Source organism: Streptomyces sp. NPDC047108, from assembly GCF_040643575.1.
Taxonomy (GTDB): Bacteria; Actinomycetota; Actinomycetes; order Streptomycetales; family Streptomycetaceae; genus Streptomyces.
Genome location: NZ_JBEYUP010000001.1, coordinates 498800 through 515901 on the forward strand (window position 1 = coordinate 498800; position 17102 = coordinate 515901).

Annotated in this window: 13 protein-coding genes; 7 read left to right on the forward strand and 6 right to left on the reverse strand. The window is 73.4% G+C overall.

Going from position 1 to position 17102, the window contains the following annotated elements; translation table 11 throughout:
- Positions 1-11: 11 nt before the first annotated feature.
- Entirely contained in the window at positions 12-1028 is a 1017-nt protein-coding gene (locus ABZ822_RS02140) for a hypothetical protein (RefSeq protein ID WP_360845802.1), read from the reverse strand.
- 209 nt (positions 1029-1237) lie between these two features.
- Here ABZ822_RS02140 and ABZ822_RS02145 point away from each other — a divergent pair, with 209 nt between their 5' ends.
- From ABZ822_RS02145 to ABZ822_RS02155, 3 genes are all read left to right on the forward strand, one after another.
- Positions 1238-1945 carry a GDSL-type esterase/lipase family protein gene (locus tag ABZ822_RS02145; RefSeq protein WP_360845804.1) on the forward strand — a complete coding sequence of 236 codons (708 nt, stop codon included), beginning with the start codon at positions 1238-1240 and terminating at the stop codon, positions 1943-1945.
- A gap of 111 nt (positions 1946-2056) precedes the next feature.
- The gene (locus ABZ822_RS02150; RefSeq protein WP_360845806.1) at positions 2057-2857 is read left to right on the forward strand and encodes a methyltransferase domain-containing protein; all 801 of its coding nucleotides are present in this window, start codon (positions 2057-2059) and stop codon (positions 2855-2857) included.
- Between the two features lie 112 nt (positions 2858-2969).
- The gene (locus ABZ822_RS02155; RefSeq protein ID WP_360845808.1) at positions 2970-3965 is read left to right on the forward strand and encodes an aldo/keto reductase; all 996 of its coding nucleotides are present in this window, start codon (positions 2970-2972) and stop codon (positions 3963-3965) included.
- A gap of 398 nt (positions 3966-4363) precedes the next feature.
- On the opposite strand, the gene thpR is transcribed toward ABZ822_RS02155, so the two are convergent.
- Positions 4364-4927 carry an RNA 2',3'-cyclic phosphodiesterase gene (gene thpR, locus ABZ822_RS02160; protein ID WP_360845810.1) on the reverse strand — a complete coding sequence of 188 codons (564 nt, stop codon included), beginning with the start codon at positions 4925-4927 and terminating at the stop codon, positions 4364-4366.
- A gap of 18 nt (positions 4928-4945) precedes the next feature.
- Between thpR and ABZ822_RS02165 the strand changes: the two genes are divergently transcribed.
- A complete protein-coding gene (locus ABZ822_RS02165; RefSeq protein ID WP_360845812.1) occupies positions 4946-5449 on the forward strand; it encodes a GNAT family N-acetyltransferase in 504 nt (167 codons plus the stop codon).
- A gap of 132 nt (positions 5450-5581) precedes the next feature.
- Here the strand turns inward: ABZ822_RS02165 and ABZ822_RS02170 are convergent, their stop codons facing one another.
- Both ABZ822_RS02170 and ABZ822_RS02175 read right to left on the reverse strand, forming a co-directional pair.
- On the reverse strand, positions 5582-7003 hold the full coding sequence (locus ABZ822_RS02170; protein WP_360845814.1) for an MFS transporter: 1422 nt from the start codon (positions 7001-7003) through the stop codon (positions 5582-5584).
- Positions 7004-7172: 169 nt separating this feature from the next.
- Positions 7173-7610, reverse strand: a complete 438-nt coding sequence (locus ABZ822_RS02175; protein WP_360845816.1) for a MarR family transcriptional regulator — start codon at positions 7608-7610, stop codon at positions 7173-7175.
- Positions 7611-7802: 192 nt separating this feature from the next.
- Here ABZ822_RS02175 and ABZ822_RS02180 point away from each other — a divergent pair, with 192 nt between their 5' ends.
- Positions 7803-7985, forward strand: a complete 183-nt coding sequence (locus ABZ822_RS02180) for a ribbon-helix-helix protein, CopG family (protein WP_360846943.1) — start codon at positions 7803-7805, stop codon at positions 7983-7985.
- 36 nt (positions 7986-8021) lie between these two features.
- Here the strand turns inward: ABZ822_RS02180 and ABZ822_RS02185 are convergent, their stop codons facing one another.
- A complete protein-coding gene (locus ABZ822_RS02185) occupies positions 8022-9488 on the reverse strand; it encodes an NCS2 family permease (RefSeq protein ID WP_360845818.1) in 1467 nt (488 codons plus the stop codon).
- Between the two features lie 393 nt (positions 9489-9881).
- Here ABZ822_RS02185 and ABZ822_RS02190 point away from each other — a divergent pair, with 393 nt between their 5' ends.
- The gene (locus ABZ822_RS02190) at positions 9882-10154 is read left to right on the forward strand and encodes a DUF2530 domain-containing protein (RefSeq protein WP_360845820.1); all 273 of its coding nucleotides are present in this window, start codon (positions 9882-9884) and stop codon (positions 10152-10154) included.
- A 115-nt stretch (positions 10155-10269) separates the two neighbouring features.
- Positions 10270-12834 (forward strand): cation-translocating P-type ATPase, encoded by a 2565-nt coding sequence (locus tag ABZ822_RS02195; protein WP_360845822.1) that lies wholly within the window; start codon positions 10270-10272, stop codon positions 12832-12834.
- Between the two features lie 25 nt (positions 12835-12859).
- On the opposite strand, the gene ABZ822_RS02200 is transcribed toward ABZ822_RS02195, so the two are convergent.
- Positions 12860-16378 (reverse strand): molecular chaperone Hsp90, encoded by a 3519-nt coding sequence (locus ABZ822_RS02200; protein ID WP_360846946.1) that lies wholly within the window; start codon positions 16376-16378, stop codon positions 12860-12862.
- Positions 16379-17102 lie beyond the last annotated feature (724 nt).

Sequence of the window (17102 nt, forward strand, 5' to 3'; positions counted from 1 at the left end):
CGCCCACCGCCTCAGCGGCGGCGGATCAGCCGCCGCAGGCCCAGCACGATCACCGCGGCCGCCGCGAAGGTCAGCGCGCCGACGACCAGATTGCGGTCCTGGTCGCCGTCCGCTCCCCCGCCCGTGCCGTTCGTGCCGTCCGCGCCGTCCTGCTCGCCCTCGTCCTTCCCGGCCGCCGAGACCGGCAGCATCTTCCCGTGCAGCGCCACCCGCGTGACCCGGCTCTGCGCGCCCTCCGTGCCGTACATCAGCGCCGTGCCGTCCGGTGTGAAGGACACCGACTCGCCCTGGCGCTGCATGGGCAGGCTGGGACGGCCCACCGGCTCGACCTTGCCGTCCGACGACCAGCTGTAGGCGCGCGCCTCGAAGTAGCTGCGCACCACCAGCCGCGTACCGTCGGGTGAGAACGCGCCGTCCGTCGCCCAGAGGTCGATCCCGGCGATGCGCTTGAAGGTGTTCACGCCCGAGGCGGACAGCTCGGCCGGGCCCTCGTACAGCCCGCCGCCCTCCTCGTTCTTGCTGACGATGTACACCCGGCCGGTCTTCGGATGGACCATCAGGGACTCGGCGTCGCGCGGCCCTCCGTCGTAGCGGACGGTGTACCGGACCGGTGTGACCGTGGTGTCCTTCAGCTTCTTCGGCTCGGGGAAGCGGTAGATCCACACCTCCGGCCAGGTGCCGCCGAGGTTGTCGCCGATGTCACCGACGTAGACCTGGCCGTCGCGGCCGACCGACACCGCCTCGACGTCGCGCGGATCGATGCCTTTCAGCGTGACGGTCGCGACCGTACGGCCGGTGGCGCTGTCCACGGCGTAGACGTACGGCCCGTCGTCGCTGTCGTTGTGCGTCCAGAACACCCCGGGGTGCGCGCGGCTCGCGGCCAGCCCGCTCGATTCCGTTATCCGCTCGTCCTCGATGGTGAACGACTGCGGTGACCCTGCGTCCGCCGCGGCCGGAACGGCGGCGGGGAACACCAGGGCGACGGCGGCCAGGACGGCGGCGCCGAGGCCGCGAGCAAGCGAAGGCATGCCCCAAGATTGCCATCCGGGCCGCGCGGCCGGTCGGCACGGTCACGCCCGGGCCGTGTCCCTGCCCGGGCTCGCGCCCCCGCCGCGCCCTCGGTGCCCCTCGGCGCCAAGCCCCGGGCCGGGCGCGGACGGTGGCCCGTACGGCGGAGCGGCGGGCGGGTGGCCAGCGTCACGTCGCAGGTCGGGGGGCGATCCGCGATGATGTTCGCGTGCGGATGATGCTCGTCGGCGACTCGATGACGATCGGCAGCGCGGGTGAGCACACCTGGCGCCACCGGCTGTGGCAGCACTTGGGGCGCGCGCCGGGCGGCCCGTACCCCTTCGTCGGACCACGGACCGGCCTCCACGACCCCGTCGCCGGTGCCCCGGTCTCCCACGCCTACGCCGACCCGGACTTCCCCGAGGACGCGCGGCGCCATCTCGCCGGCTGGGGCGAGGGGTGGCTGCACATGGCCCCGGTGATCCGGGAGGCGGTCACCGGGCACCGCGCCGAACTGCTGCTCGTCTCGCTCGGCCTCATCGACCTCGGCTTCTACACCGACGCCGACCGGACCGCGGCCAACGCGCGCCGCTTCGTGGAGGAGGCGCGGGCCGCCAACCCCCGCATCCGGGTCGTCGCCCTCCCCGTCATCCCCAACGTCCGGGCCCGCACCGACGCGCCGTTCGGTGTCACCTGCGCACACTTCAACAGGCTGCTGGCCACGGCGTTCGCCGACCTCGCCACCCCGGCCTCACCGCTCCTCCTGGCGTCGCCGCCCACCGACTGGGACCTGGAGCGGGACACGTACGACGGGACGCACCCCAGCGCCTCCGGGGAGCACAAACTCGCGGCCGCCTTCGCCGACGCGATGCACCGGGCGTGGCGGCTCGGCGCGCCCTACCGCACGGACAGCCTGGCGTTGGCCGAGCCGGCCTGACGCCGGCACTGCGCGTCCGGCCACGCTCACCGGATCCCGCTGATCCCGCTGATCCCGCCGATCCCGCGGGCACGGGCAGCACCGACCGACCACCAAAGGGGAGGGACGCGGATGCCGTCGGCGTTCGACGTGTACGAGCGGCAGATGTGGGCCGGGCGGGCCGACGCCTACGGACGGACGTTCGCGCGGCTGTGCGCGCACCTCGTCCCCGCGCTGCTCGACGCCGCAGGGGTCACGGCGGAGGTGGACGTGCTCGACGTCGGCACGGGCACCGGCAGTGCCGCGGCCGCCGCGGCCGGCCGCGGAGCCCGGGTGACCGCCGTCGACGCCGACGCCCACATGGTCGAGGCGGCGCGGCGCACCCTGCCCGAAGCCGACGTCCGGCAGGCGACGCTGCCCCGACTGCCGTTCGCGGACGGGACGTTCGACGCGGTGACAGGGAACTTCGTGGTCAACCACGTCGGCGACCCGGGAGCGGCCCTCGCGGAGATGCGCCGCGTCCTGCGCCCCGGCGGTCGCCTCGCCGTGACCATCTGGCGTCACCCGGGCGAGGCCGGAGCGGCGCTGCTGTGGCGGGCCGTGGAGGAGGCGGGCGTCGGGAAGCCCGAACTCCCGCGCGTCGAGGCCGACTTCCCGCGCACCGAGGAGGGCTTCGCGGAGCTGGTGACGGGAGCCGGGCTGCGTGCGGTGTCCTGCTCCTCGGTGGTCTGGGACCACCGGGAGGACCCGGAGACGTGGTGGTCGGGCGCCGCAGAGGGGATCGCGACCATCGGACTCGTCCTCGGCCGCCTCTCCCCGGACGCCCGCGCGGCCGTCAAGGACCACTACGCGCGGCTGGCCACCGGGTTCGCCCGCCCCGACGGCACCCTCGCACTCCCGCACGCCGCGCTGCTCGCCCACGGCACCCGCTGAGTCCGGCCCCCTCCCGGCAGTGGTCGCCGGGGCCGGGGGCGACCGGCGCGCCCGCGCGCCCGGGTGGGGCACGCTTGCTTCGAGCGCGCTCCAAGGCGTTGGCTTGTCTCCCATGGAGTACACGCAGCTCGGACGCACCGGACTGAAGGTCAGCCGCCTGGTCCTCGGCACGATGAACTTCGGGCCCGTCACGGACGAGGCCGAGAGCCACACGATCATGGACGCCGCCCTCGACGCGGGCGTCAACTTCTACGACACCGCCAACGTCTACGGCTGGGGCGAGAACAAGGGCCGCACCGAGGAGATCCTCGGCTCCTGGTTCGCGCAGGGCGGCGGGCGCCGCGACAAGGTCGTGCTCGCCACCAAGGTGTACGGGAACATGGGCGCCGGCTCCCCCTGGCCCAACGACGACAAGCTCTCCGCCCTCAACATCCGCCGCGCCGTCGACGCCAGCCTCAAGCGGCTGGGCACCGACCACATCGACCTCTACCAGTTCCACCACATCGACCGGGACACGCCCTGGGACGAGATCTGGCAGGCGATCGACGTCCTGATCCAGCAGGGCAAGATCCTCTACGCCGGGTCGAGCAACTTCGCCGGGTGGAACATCGCCCAGGCCAACGAGACCGCCCGCCGCCGCGCCACCACGTACGGCCTGGTCAGCGAGCAGTGCCTGTACAACCTCGCCGAGCGCCGCGCCGAGATGGAGGTCGTCCCGGCGGCCCGGGCGTACGGCCTCGGCGTCATCGCCTGGTCGCCGCTGCACGGCGGCCTGCTGGGCGGGGCGATCCGCAAGGAGAACGCCGGCGGCGCCTCGCGCAGCGGGACGGGCCGGTCGGCCGACGCGCTGAAGAACACCCAGCAGCGCGAGCAGATCCAGGCGTACGAGGACCTGCTCGACAAGCACGGTCTGGAGCCCGGCGAGGTCGCGCTCGCCTGGCTGCTGACCCGGCCCGGCGTGACCGGCCCGATCGTCGGCCCCAGGACCACCGCGCAGCTCGAATCGGCGCTGCGGGCGGTCGAACTGGACCTGTCGGACGAGGTGCTGGCCTCGCTCGACGAGATCTTCCCCGGGCCGGGCGCATCGCCGGAGGCGTTCGCCTGGTAGGAGCGGCGAGGGCTTCGTGGCGACCGGGCCGGTCCCCGCATCCCGGGGGCGCGGCCCGGTTCCGCGTGCGGTGCGGAGGCGGGTCCGGGGGCGGTGAAGTCCCGGTGGCGGTAGGGCACGGTGGCGTACGTCCCGGTGGCGGCGGATCCGCGGGCGGCGGATCCGCGGGCGGTGACGTCCCGGTGGCCCGCGGCTCGCTCAGCCGAGTGCGGCCGCCAGGATGACCACGACAAGTATCACGACGAGGGCACCGCTCACGATCCGGCTTCTGGTCTTGGCATCCACGCTTCGAGACTAACGGGAGGCGCGGCGGCCCCCGCACCCAGGTACGGGACCGCTCCCGGCCCATAACGGCCGCCCCGAGGACGGAGCCCCCGGCGCGCGTGACGCGGCGGTGGTCAGCCGCCGAGCGTCCACGCCCCCACCGTCTCGTAGCGCGGCCGCTCGCCCGGACGGCCGCCGGCCGGCAGATTGCTGCGGACCAGGCACAGCTCCTCCACCGTCCACGGCGTGCCCTCGAACTCCGCGAGCGCGCCGACGAACGGCCGCAGATCCGTATCCGCGCGGTTGCGCGCGATCGTCAGGTGCGGGGTGTACGAGCGGTGCTCCTCCACGGAGAGTCCCGCGCGGCGCCCCGCCGCCAGGGACGCACCGGCCAGCCGGCTCATCTCCGCGACGTCGCCCTCGGCGCCCGCCCACAGGGCGCGCTGCCCGAACCGCCCGCCGTGCAGGAGCCGCAGCCCGAACGCCGCGCGCCGGGCGGCGGCGCGGCCGAGGCGCGTCTGAAGTTCCGGCACCAGTCCGTCGTCGACCTCGCCGTAGAAGGCGAGCGTGAAGTGCCAGCCGGCCTCCCCGGTCCAGCTGAGCCGGTCGGCCCCCGGCAGGTCCCGCAACGTCCGCACCCCTTCGGCCAGTTCGGCGACGGCACGGTCCGGGGGGAGCACGGCTGCGAAGAGTCTCATCCGGCTAGTCTCACCCGGATGGAGATCCGACAGGGCGGGACCGACGACGTCCCCGCGATACTCGCGATGCTCGACCGTGCCGTCGCATGGCTCGTCGAGGAAGGCCGGACCGGTCAGTGGGGCACCGAGCCGTGGTCGGCCCGGCCGCAGGGCGCGGAGAAGGTCACGGCGACCGTGCGCTCGGGCGCCGCCTGGCTGGCCGAGGTGGACGGCAGTCCCGTGGGCGCCCTCGTCCTCGCGCCGCATCCGTCCGAGGACGTGCCGCGGGTCGCCGAGCCCGAGGTGTTCGTCCGTCTGCTGGTCACCGACCGGCGCCACGCGGGGCACGGCGTGGGGAGCGCACTGCTCGCGCATGCCGTGGCGGAGGCGCGGCGGCAGGGCATCGGCCTGGTGCGCGTGGACTGCTACGCGGGCGGGGGCGGCCGCCTGGTCGACTACTACCGGGGGAACGGCTTCACGCCGACCGAGACGTTCAGGGTCGGGGAGTGGCCCGGCCAGGTCCTGGAGCAACGGCTCTCCTGACGACTCCTGGCGCAGGCGACGACCAGCAGGATCAGATGGAGAACCCCCGGCCGGGAGGGTCCGGCCGGGGGGTTCTTCCGCGGGCGCGTAAGAGGCTGCCGGCGCGGCGCCCGCCGGAGGGCTGACGCGGGCCTACGCGGCGGGCGCCATCCGGTTCCCCGGCCCCTGCTCGGCCTCCCGCTCCATGTGCTCCACGCGCGGCACGAACGTCAGATGCCGGTGGCCGCGCCGCAGGTCCACCTTCAGCCGCAGACCGCCGACGCGGGCCAGCATCAGGCCCACCGCCAGGGCCGCGACCGCCGAGATCAGACCGCCGGCGAGGAAGCCGGTCCGGGCGCCGTGGACGTCGGTGATCCAGCCGACGAGCGGTGCGCCCAGCGGCGTACCGCCCATGAAGACCATCATGAACAGGCTCATCACGCGTCCGCGCATGGCCGGGTCGGTCGCGAGCTGCACGCTCGAGTTGGCGGTGACGTTGATCGTCAGGCCGACCATGCCGATGGGCACCAGCAGCGCGGCGAAGATCCAGAAGGCGGGCGCGAGGGCCGCCGTGATCTCCAGGACGCCGAAGAGCAGGGCCGCACCGACCAGCAGCCGCAGGCGCGAGGTGCGGCGGCGGGCGGCGAGCAGGGCCCCGACGAGGGAGCCGCCGGCCATCAGGGTGTTGAGCAGGCCGTACGTACCGGCGCCCGCGTGGAAGACGTCGTCCACGAACGCGGTCAGCCAGATCGGGAAGTTGAAGCCGAAGGTGCCGATGAAGCCGACGAGCACGATGGGCCAGAGCAGCTCGGGCCGTCCGGCGACGTAGTGCAGCCCCTCGCGCAACTGGCCCTTCCCGCGCGGCACCCGCTCGACCGGGTGCAGCTCGCCCGTCCGCATCAACAGCAGACCGGCGATCGGGGCGAGGAACGACAGACCGTTGAGCAGGAAGGCCCAGCCGCTGCCGACGGCCGTGATGAGGACACCGGCGACCGCGGGCCCGACCAGGCGGGCGGACTGGAAGTTGGCGGAGTTGAGGCTGACGGCGTTGCGCAGCTCGCGCGGTCCCACCATCTCGGCGACGAACGCCTGCCGGGCGGGGTTGTCGACGACCGTGATCATGCCGAGCAGGAACGCCATCAGATAGACGTGCCAGACCTGCACCTGGCCGCTCAGTGTCAGAACGGCGAGGGCGAGTCCGGTCAGGCCCATCGCGGCCTGGGTGATCAGCAGGAGCCGCCGCCGGCCGAAGCGGTCGGCGATCACGCCCCCGTAGAGCCCGAACAGCAGCATGGGCAGGAACTGCAGTGCCGTGGTGATACCGACCGCGGTGGACGATCCGGTGAGCGTGAGCACCAGCCAGTCCTGGGCGATGCGCTGCATCCAGGTGCCGGTGTTGGAGACCACCTGTCCGGTGGCGAAGAGCCGGTAGTTGCGCACCTTCAGCGAGCGGAAGGTGCCCCCGCGCGGCTCGGGCGGGGCATCGGGGGCGGCGCAGCTCTCCTGCGGGGCGCCCGCGGCGTCGTGGCGTGGTTCAGGTGCGGGGGCGGAGTCTGCTCCGGGTCCCGTACTCAAAGTGGGTTCGCCTCCTCGTCGTGGCGTGGTCCGGTCGTCCTTCGTCCGGTCGTCCTTCGTCTCGATCGGCTGTCTGCGGTCTCGTGTTCGTTCCGTCCGGCCGCGGGGCCGTGATCATCCGGTCCGGTGGTGTCCGGGGGGCGGGGCCGGGGCCGCCTTGTGTCCCGCGCTACAACTGCGCGAGTTTCTCCAGTACGGGCGCGGCGGCGCGCAGCGCGGCCCATTCGTCATCATCGAGGCCCCCCGCGAGCTCGGCGAGCCAGGCATTCCGCCTGCGCCGGCTCTCCTCGAGCATGCTCTCCGCCCGCTCGGTCTGCCGTACGACCTTCTGGCGGCGGTCGTCCGGATGCGGTTCGAGCCGCACCAGCCCCTTCGCCTCCAGCATGGCCACGATGCGCGTCATCGACGGCGGCTGGACGTGCTCCTTGCGGGCCAGCTCACCGGGGGTGGCGGAGCCGCAGCGCGCGAGCGTGCCGAGCACCGACATCTCCGTGGGGCTGAGCGATTCGTCGACCCTCTGGTGCTTCAGCCGGCGCGACAGGCGCATGACGGAGGACCGCAGCGCGTTGATGGCGGCGGCGTCGGCAGCACTGCTCGATTCCGGCATGTCTTTAGCCTAACTCATTACCCAAGCTAAAGACCAATGGATATGACGGCCGTCTCACGAGGTCCGGGGACCCGGCGCGCTGGACCCGCGTGCGGGTGTCCAGCAAACCCCCGATCACCCGTATGAGTGAGATGGCTCCGGAAAGTGACGCGCGGAGCGATCCGGCGCCGGGACCGTACTCGTATGGGATCGATGGGATCGGATGTGCTCAGTCTTCGGATAGATCGTGACCTTCTCGACCGGATCCGGCGGCATGCGGCGAAGCGCGGGATGAGCGTCCAGGACTACGTGGTACGGACACTCGTGCGCGACGACTTCGACGAACGCTTCCACGCGGCGGTCGACGAGACGGAGAAGTTCTACGGGGTGCGGTGAGGCGCCGACGGGGCAGGACCCGCCGGCGCCGGTCCGTCAGGAGACGCCCAGCGCCTGCTCGATCGGGCCGAGCAGGAAGTAGACGAGGAAGCAGGCGCCGACGGCGTTCAGCAGCCACGGCACCGTACGGAACCTGCCGGTGGCCGCGCGCAGCAGGATGAAGGACAGCACGCCGATGCCGATGCCGTTGGTGATGCTGTAGGTGAACGGCATCGAGACCATGGTCAGGAAGGCGGGGGCGGCGACCGTCGGGTCGCTCCAGTCGATCTCCCGGACGTTGCCCGCCATGATCAGGTAGCCGACCACGACGAGCGCCGGGGTCGCCGCCTGGGACGGGACGACCGTCGCCAGCGGCGTGAACACCAGGGCCAGCAGGAACACGGCGCCGGTCACCAGGTTCGCCAGCCCCGTCCGGGCACCTTCGCCCACGCCCGCCGTGGACTCGACGAAACAGGTGGTGGCCGAGGCCGAGCCGAACCCGCCGGCCGCGACGGCGGCGCCGTCCACCATCAGTACCCGCCCCATGCGGGGCAGTTGGCCGTCCTCGTCGGTGAGCCCCGCCTCCTCGCCGACGCCGATGATCGTGCCCATCGCGTCGAAGAAACCGGACAGCAGGACGGTGAAGACGAACAGGCAGCCGGTGAGCAGACCTACTTCGTGGAAGCCGCCGAAGAGGCTGACCTCCCCGATCAGCCCGAAGTCGGGGGTGTCCACGATCTTGTCGGGCACGGTGGGGACGGTCAGACCCCATGCCTGGTCGGGGATGGTCGCGACGGCGTTGATGACGATCGCGAGCACCGTCATCGCCACGATGCTGATCAGGATCGCGCCCTTGGCCTTCCGGATGACCAGCACGAACGTCAGCGCGAGACCGATGACGAACACCAGGACCGGCCAGCCCTCGAGACGGCCCGCGATGCCGAGTCCGAGCGGGACGGTGGTGTGGGCGGAGTCCGGGTTACGGGTGACGAACCCGGCGTCGACCAGGCCGATCAGCGTGATGAACATGCCGATGCCGATCGCGATCGACCGCCGGAGCCCGGGCGGGATCGCGTCCAGCACGCGCTGCCGCAGTCCGGAGGCGACGAGGAGCATGAGGACGAGTCCGGCGAGGACCACCATGCCCATCGCGTCGGGCCAGCTCATCTTCGGCGCGAGCTGGAGCGACACCACGGCGTTGATGCCGAGACCGGCGGCGAGGGCGATGGGGACGTTGCCGATCAGGCCCATGAGGATCGTCGTCAGACCGGCCAGCAGGGCGGTGGCCGTGACGAGCTGGGCGGTGTCGAGCTGATGGCCGAACTTGTCGGTTCCCGAACCCAGGATGATCGGGTTCAGCACGACGATGTACGCCATGGCGAAGAACGTGGCCAGTCCGCCGCGGATCTCCCGGGGGACGGTCGACCCCCGCTCGGAGATCTTGAAGAACCGGTCGACCGCGCTCGGCGGCGGATGGTGCGGCGGCTGCGGAGCGTCGACCTGGGCGGTGGCCGGGGAGGGCATAGGGGACCTCGGTGGTGCGGTGGTACTGGCCTCGGCGGAAGGGTTTCCGGGCGGCGTCGCGCGGGGCGCCGCCGGGCCGGATGCCCCGGGAGACCGACGAGGCCCCGAACACAGAACGACTGGGCTGACCTCGGACGATTCTTCGAACGAATCCGGTCACACCCAGACCGGCTCAGTATGAATGCGGACGAGGGAGATCACCATCTCCGCGCGTAGACGGTCGCGTCCCCGGTCCCCCGCCCTTATGCCGTGCCCCGCTCCCCGGCCCGCGCCCCGGCCCGCGCCCGCTCCCCGCGCCCGCTCCCCGCGTCCGTGCGCGAGGCCCGTGAAGGGGGCGTACGGCGCGGTGCATAAGCTTGGGGCGACGACGACGAACCGAAAGGCGCCCCGACGATGGCGAAGTGGACACCGCGGCACGAAGCCCCGGAGCCCCTCGAGGGCAACGTCGTCGCCACGGCCACGGGTGGCACCATCCTCTGGTTCGTGGTCTTCCTGGTGCAGCTGCCCTTCTACGGCTGGTTCGAGGACCACGGGCACCTGTGGTGGCTGTGGACCTGCCTCACCGGTGGCGGACTCGGCCTCCTCGGCATCGTGTACGTGCGCCGCCGCGACGCCGCGCTCCGGCGGGATGCCGCGGCGGACGCCGGCGAGCCCGGCCCCCGGTAGGCCTGCGCTCCACCGCCGCACCCTCTGCCTTCTGTCTCGCAGGACGGTGAGCGGGGCGGGCGCTGTGCCCCGTCCCGACGGGTGAGGCGGGCGTTCCGCCCGTACCGTCGAACCCATGAGGCAGCGGCCGTCGAGCCACTCCGGGGAGCCCCCGCCGCGGGGCGGCTCCGGAGCAGGGCCGCGGCAGGCCGTCGACGCGGGCGCGGAACTCGACCCCGTCCACCCCGTCAGTCCCCCGGCACCGGGCGCCGCCGCCTCCCCGGAGCCCGGTCCCGGCACCCGTACCGCCCCGCACACCGAGTCCGGCCCGCACACCCGACCGGCCGCCGCGACCGGGCTGACCGCCTCCGAGGTCGCCGAGCGCGTGGCGCGCGGCGAGGTCAACGACGTCCCCGTACGGTCCTCGCGCTCCACGTCCGAGATCGTCCGCGCCAACGTCTTCACCCGGTTCAACGCGATCATCGGGGTGCTCTTCCTGATCATCCTCGTCGTCGGCCCGATCCAGGACGGCCTCTTCGGCTTCGTCATCGTCGCCAACACCGCGATCGGCATCATCCAGGAGCTGCGCGCCAAGAAGACCCTGGACAGCCTCGCGCTCATCGGCGAGGTCCGCCCCACCGTGCGCCGCGACGGCGCCTCCACCGAGATCGCCACCTCCCGGATCGTGCTCGGCGACCTCATCGAGCTGGGGCCGGGGGACAAGGTCGTCGTCGACGGCGACGTGGCCGAAGCCGACGGCCTGGAGATCGACGAATCACTGCTCACCGGTGAGGCGGACCCGGTCCTGAAGCACCCAGGCGACCCCGTGATGTCGGGCAGCTTCGTCGTCGCGGGCGGCGGCACGTTCACCGCGGCGAAGGTCGGCCGCGAGGCCTACGCCGCACAACTCGCCGAGGAGGCCTCCCGCTTCACCCTCGTCGCCTCCGAACTGCGCAGCGGCATCAGCCGGATCCTCAAGTACGTGACGTGGATGATGATCCCGACCGCGATCGGCCTCATCGTCAGCCAGTCCGTCGTCCAGGACCACGACTGGAAGGAAGCCGTACGGCGCATGGTCGCCGGGATCGTGCCCATGGTCCCCGAAGGGCTGGTGCTGCTCACCTCGGTCGCCTTCGCGATCGGCGTCATCCGGCTCGGCCGCAAGCAGTGCCTCGTACAGGAACTGCCCGCGATCGAGGGCCTGGCGCGGGTCGACGTCGTCTGCCTCGACAAGACCGGCACGCTCACCGAGGGCGGCATGGACGTGTCCGAACTGCGCCCGCTGGGCGGCGCGGACGCGAGGTACCTGCGCACGGTCCTCGGCGCGCTCGGCGAGTCCGACCCGCGCCCCAACGCCAGCCTGCGCGCGATCATCGAGGCGTACCCGGACGGGGCGGGATGGCGGGTCACGGGGTCGCTGCCGTTCTCCTCCGCCCGCAAGTACAGCGGCGCGAGCCTCCAGGAGCCGGACGCCTCCGCCACCAGCACCTGGCTTCTCGGCGCGCCCGACGTCCTCCTTGCCTCCGGCGACCCCGCCCTCGCCGACACCGACCGCCTCAACGCGCAGGGCCTGCGCGTCCTCCTCCTCGCCCGGACCGACCGCCCCCTCGACGACCCCGAGGTGTCCCGCGACGCCGCGCCCGTCGCCTTGGTCGTCCTGGAGCAGCGGCTGCGCCCGGACGCGTCCGACACCCTGCACTACTTCGCGGACCAGAACGTCGCCGCGAAGGTCATCTCCGGTGACAACGCGGTCTCCGTCGGCGCGGTCGCCGCCAAGCTCCGGCTCCCCGGCGCCGATCACCCCGTGGACGCCCGTACGCTCCCCGCCGAGCGGGACCGGATGGCCGAAGGGCTCGACGCGGGCGCGGTGTTCGGGCGGGTCACGCCGCAGCAGAAACGGGACATGGTGGCCGCGCTGCAGGCGCACCGCCACACGGTCGCGATGACCGGCGACGGGGTGAACGACGTCCTCGCCCTCAAGGACGCCGACATCGGCGTCTCCATGGGCTCCGGCTCGGAGGCGACCCGCGCCGTCGCCCAGATCGTGCTGCTGAACAACAGCTTCGCCACGCTGCCGTCCGTGGTCGCCGAGGGCCGCCGGGTCATCGGCAACATCACCCGCGTCGCGACCCTCTTCCTCACCAAGACCGTCTACTCGGTGCTGCTGGCGATCCTGGTCGTCTGCTCGCAGGTGCCCTATCCGTTCCTCCCCCGCCACCTCACGCTGCTGTCGGTGCTGACGATCGGGGTCCCGGCCTTCTTCCTGGCGCTCGCACCCAACAAGGAGCGCGCGAAGCCGCACTTCGTACGGCGCGTGATGCGGTACGCGGTCCCGGCCGGGGTCATCGCCGGGTTCACGACCTTCGCCACCTATCTGCTGGCGCGCCATTACTACACCGGGCCGCGCTCGCTGGAGGCCGAGACGAGCGTGGCGACGCTGGCGCTGTTCCTCATCGCGCTGTGGGTGCTGGCGATCGTCGCCCGCCCGTACACGTGGTGGCGCATCGTCCTGGTCCTGACGATGCTCGCCTGCTTCCTGGTCGTCCTGATCACGCCCTGGCTGCAGACCTTCTTCCAGCTGCGGCTGGTGGGCACGGCCATGCCGTGGACGGCGGTCGTCATCGCGGGGATCGCCGGGGTCGTGCTGGAGGCCACCTGGTGGTGGGTGCACCACAAGTACCCCGACGACAAGGACGGTTGACCACCCACCGGCGGTTCGCCTCCGCCTACTGGTCGAACCAGCGGTCGCGGGCCAGCTCCTCCGTCCGCGACGGGTCCTCCAGGAGCGCCGCGACCTCGAAGCGCCGCTGCCACGCGCCGGCCGCCCACGCCAGGCCCGCCGCCACACCCTCCAGCGTCGCCGCGTGCAGGACGCCGTCGGAGGTCAGCCGCCAGTCCGCCTCCACCCCGTCGACCAGCAGCTCCTCGTACTCGACATAGGTGGCCGGGGTCCGGGAGCCGAGCAACGTCCGTACGGAGTCGGGGACTTCGTACGTCTCGCCCTGTCCCTCACCGTCGCCCCCGGGCGTGGTGACCCGGCCCTCGTACACCTCTCCCAGCCGCGGGACCTGCAGCAGCTCGGCCAGGTCCGCGGCCCGTCCGGGCGGTACGGGCAGCAGGGCGCGGCCCGCCGCGAGGGGCAGCAGGTCGGGGGCGTCCGCGACGAGGGCTTCGGAGGCGTCCACGACCCGCATCTCGCCGTCGACGACCGCGCGCAACTCGTCGGGCAGCGTGACCTGTTCGGGGTCGAGCAGGGCCAACGCGCCATAGAGAGCGTGTAGTTGAGCATGGGTGACCGGGCGGTCGGGGTCGGCGAGGCGGGCGAGAAGTTCGGCGGAGCCGCCCGGCTCGTCGAGCAGCGCGGCGACGGACGTCCGCACGCCGAGGGCGCGGAGCACCTGCTCGTCGTCAAAGCCCTGCGCGTCCACCGGGTCGTAGAGGCCGGCCAGCAGCGGGTCGCCTGCCGCGGAGCGCAGACCGGCCGGTCGGCGACCTTCGAGGACGGGATTGCCGCGCAGCCACCAGGCGGTGTACGGGCGGACGGTCTCCGTCGTGCCGTCCGGCAGCAGCACCCGCACCCGCGAGGTCAGCGCCTCCCGCAGAGGAGGCTGCGCCAGCAGGGCGAGCGCTTCGGGCCAGGCTTCGTCGTCGACCAGGTCGAGGTCGCGGACGCCGATGACCTCGTCGGCGACCGGCGGTACCGGCGTCTCGGGCAGCCGGTCGAGCACGTCCTCGCACCACACGTCGACCGAGTCGCACAGCCCGACGTCGTCCGGCTCGGCGAAGTCGCCGTCGTGCGGCTCCAGTTCGTCGGGGTCGAGGACCACGTCGGTGGCACGGACGAGGGCGAAGGTCGCCAGGACCCCCACCGCCGTCAGCGGCTGCTCGCCCCAGCGCTCGGCCAGCTCGGCGTCGCACGCGGCCAGCTCGCCCTCGCGGATGACGCGCTCGAACGGGCTGCCTGGGAGGACGAGTTCACCGGCCGGGGCGAGTTCACCGTCCTCGTCGGGGAGAGCGAGGGCGGCGAGCCACGGCTCGTCGCCGGGTTCGAGCCGGGCGTCCCGTACGAGCGCGAGGACGGCGTCCGCCAGCTCCTCCGCGTCGAGCGAGCCCCCGTCCTCGTCCCAGATCTCCCCGCTGTCCAGGGAGTTGGCCACGGCGGCCCGCACCTGAGGGGTGGTCAGCACGGCGCGCGGCGTGGCAGGCGTCGCACCCAGCTTCTCGAGCAGGGGGTGCACGGCGTCGGGGTGAGCGACCTTGAGCCCGAGGCGGGCCAGCGTCTCCGGACCGGCCGACGTGCGGCCGGGGGCGCGCTCACCGGCGGGTGCGGGGATGCGGGTGGCGCCGGCGTCCGCGGCGCGCTGCTCCGCCGCGCTGTCTCCGGGGACCGGCAGCAGGATCTGACGGGGGCCGATGGTCGTCCGGTGGTCCGCCAGCGGGACGGGCAGGCCGCTGAGGCGGTCCGGGTCGACGCCGGTGAGGGAGTCGTAGAGCCGCCACCACCAGGCCGGGTCACGCTCGACACCGGCGAGCCGGTCGATGATCTCGCCGAGCGGGACGCGCGGCACCCCGAGCGCGCGCAGTCCGGAGCGGCGCTCCAGCCCGGCGGGCAGGAGGTTGGGGAACAGGTCGGCCAGGACCCGTACGGTCTCGGCACCCGCTCCCTCGACGATCTCGGCGTCGACGGGGCGCAGCGCGCCGGTGGCCGCAGCGGGCGCGCTGGTGACGGCGGCTTCGGTGACGGCGGGGTCGATCGCGGAGGGGTCGATCGCGGAGGGCTCGGTGGCGGCGGGCTCGGTCGCGCGTTCTGTGGCGGGCTCGGTGGCGGCGGGCTCGGTCGCGCGTTCTGTGGCGGGTTCGGTGGCGGTCCGGGGCGTCGTCTCGGCGTCCTCCGCAGGGGCGACGGCCCGGGGCAGGAACGCGACGCGCGGCAGGAGGCGCAGGATCTCGCCCCGCAGGCGGCCGTCCAGTTCGCCCTTGCCGAGCGGTCCGGGCACGAGGCCGATGGAGCCGGTGCCGACGGGCCGCCAGTCGCGGACGAGGGCGGCGTACGACTCCGCGGCCCGCTGCACGAGGAAGTCCGTCAGCGGCCCGGGGGCCGCGTGGCGGCGGGTCGGCTCCAGCGGGAACGAGGCGATCAGCAGCGCGGGAAGGTCGAGCGGTTCGTCGGTCGGCGTCGGCGCGTGGACGACGGGTGCGGTGCCGGGACGCGCGGGCGCGCCGTCCTCCGCCTCGTCGACGGGCACCGCCCACGTCACCGACCAGACCGGGCGCAGCCGCTCCTCCACGGGCCGGTCGGCGAGGAGTTGAGGTTCCAAGGCACCGCCCGCGGTGGCGGTGCGCCAGCGCGTCGTACCGTGCGCGCTGTCCTCGACGACGGTGCAGGAACCGTCCTGACGTCGCGTCAGAGTCCGTACGCCGTCCGGGGTTTCCACGACGACCTCGGACAGGCCGGGGAGGGCGAGGAGCAGCGCGTCGTCGACGCCTTCGAGGAGCCGGGAGGCGAGGTCGGCCGCGGCACCGTCGCGCAGGGGCAGCACGACGGCGGTGTCGTACCCGGCGGGGGGCGTGCCCTGCGCGGGGAGCGGCAGGCGCAGCAGGGGCACATGACCGTCACGACGGCGCAGTTCGTCCGCGAGCCCGGTGCCGGTGCCGGTGCCGGAGCCCGAGCCCGAGCCGGTGCCGGTGCCGGAGCCCGAGCCGGAGTCGGAGTCGGAGTCGGCAGCGGAATCAGCGGTCTCGGCGGTCCCGCGGGCGAGGTCACGGGCCTCGGCGAGGGACCAGCGGACACCGCCCGTACGCCCCACGACCGCGGGTTCGTCGCTGACCGCGAGGACGGCCGCGAAGCCGACGCCGAAGCGGCCGACGGCCTGCCCTGCCTCGTCGTCGCGCTTCGCGGAGGCGCGGAGCGTGGACAGCGATTCCACACCCGCGGCGTCCAGGGGAGCGCCGGTGTTGGACGAGACGAGGACGGCAGGGGTGCTCTCGGACGGCGTCCCGCCCGGCCCGGAGGGGTGGAGGGTGAGCCGGAGACGTCCGGGAACACCGGCACGGGCCGCGGCGTCGGCGGCGTTCTGGGCCAGTTCGACGACGAGCCGGTCGCGGTAGCCGCCGAGCGCGAGGTCCTCCTCGGCGTTGGCGTCCTCACGGAAGCGGGCGGGGGACGCGGCCCATGCGTCCAGCACGCCGCGCCGCAGTCGCGCCGTCCCGAACGGGTCCTCCCCGTCGGTCGTCGCCCGCACCATCGCCGTGCCGCTCACGTATCGTCTCCCTGTCGCCGCGCCACCGGTTGTCAGCGCAGAACGTACCGCTTGCGCGGCGCTGCCGGTTGCCCGCCCCAGCGCACAACCGGAACGGCCGCCCCGGGCGCAACCCCGCACCACGTGTCCGGTTGCCCGCGAGGCGGGACACGAACCAACGCGCAACCGCCGATCCCCGGCCCGCGAACCGGAACCCCGCCCGCACGCCGACGCCATGAGCCCTGACCGCGGACGCCCGGGGGTCTCCCGCCGCGGACACGCATCGGCCGCGCGCGGGGGCACGCATCGGCCGCGCGCCGGGGCACGCATCGGCTGCACGCTGTTACGTCCGCGGGCCCTTACGGTCACCGGCCCGATCACCTGCGGTCACCGGCCCGATCGCCGATCGAGGGGCTGGTGGGCAGGAACCGGCCGGTCCGCGCGCGGGACACCACAGCGGATGCCGTCGAATCGGCCGACTACCGGTTTCGTCTCGCGCCTCCGGCGCAAAGCCGAGCATCCGGGCAACGCACAGGACGGCAGAGGTCGCAGTCCCGCCCACAGCCCGGTGACGGCCGAGCACACAACCCGCCCACCCTCACGGATGCCGGTCCGACCGCCCGACTGCGGCTCTCGTCTCGCGCCTCCGGCGCAAAGCCGAGCATCCGGGCAACGCACAGGACGGCAGAGGTCGCAGTCCCGCCCACAGCCCGGTGACGGCCGAGCACAC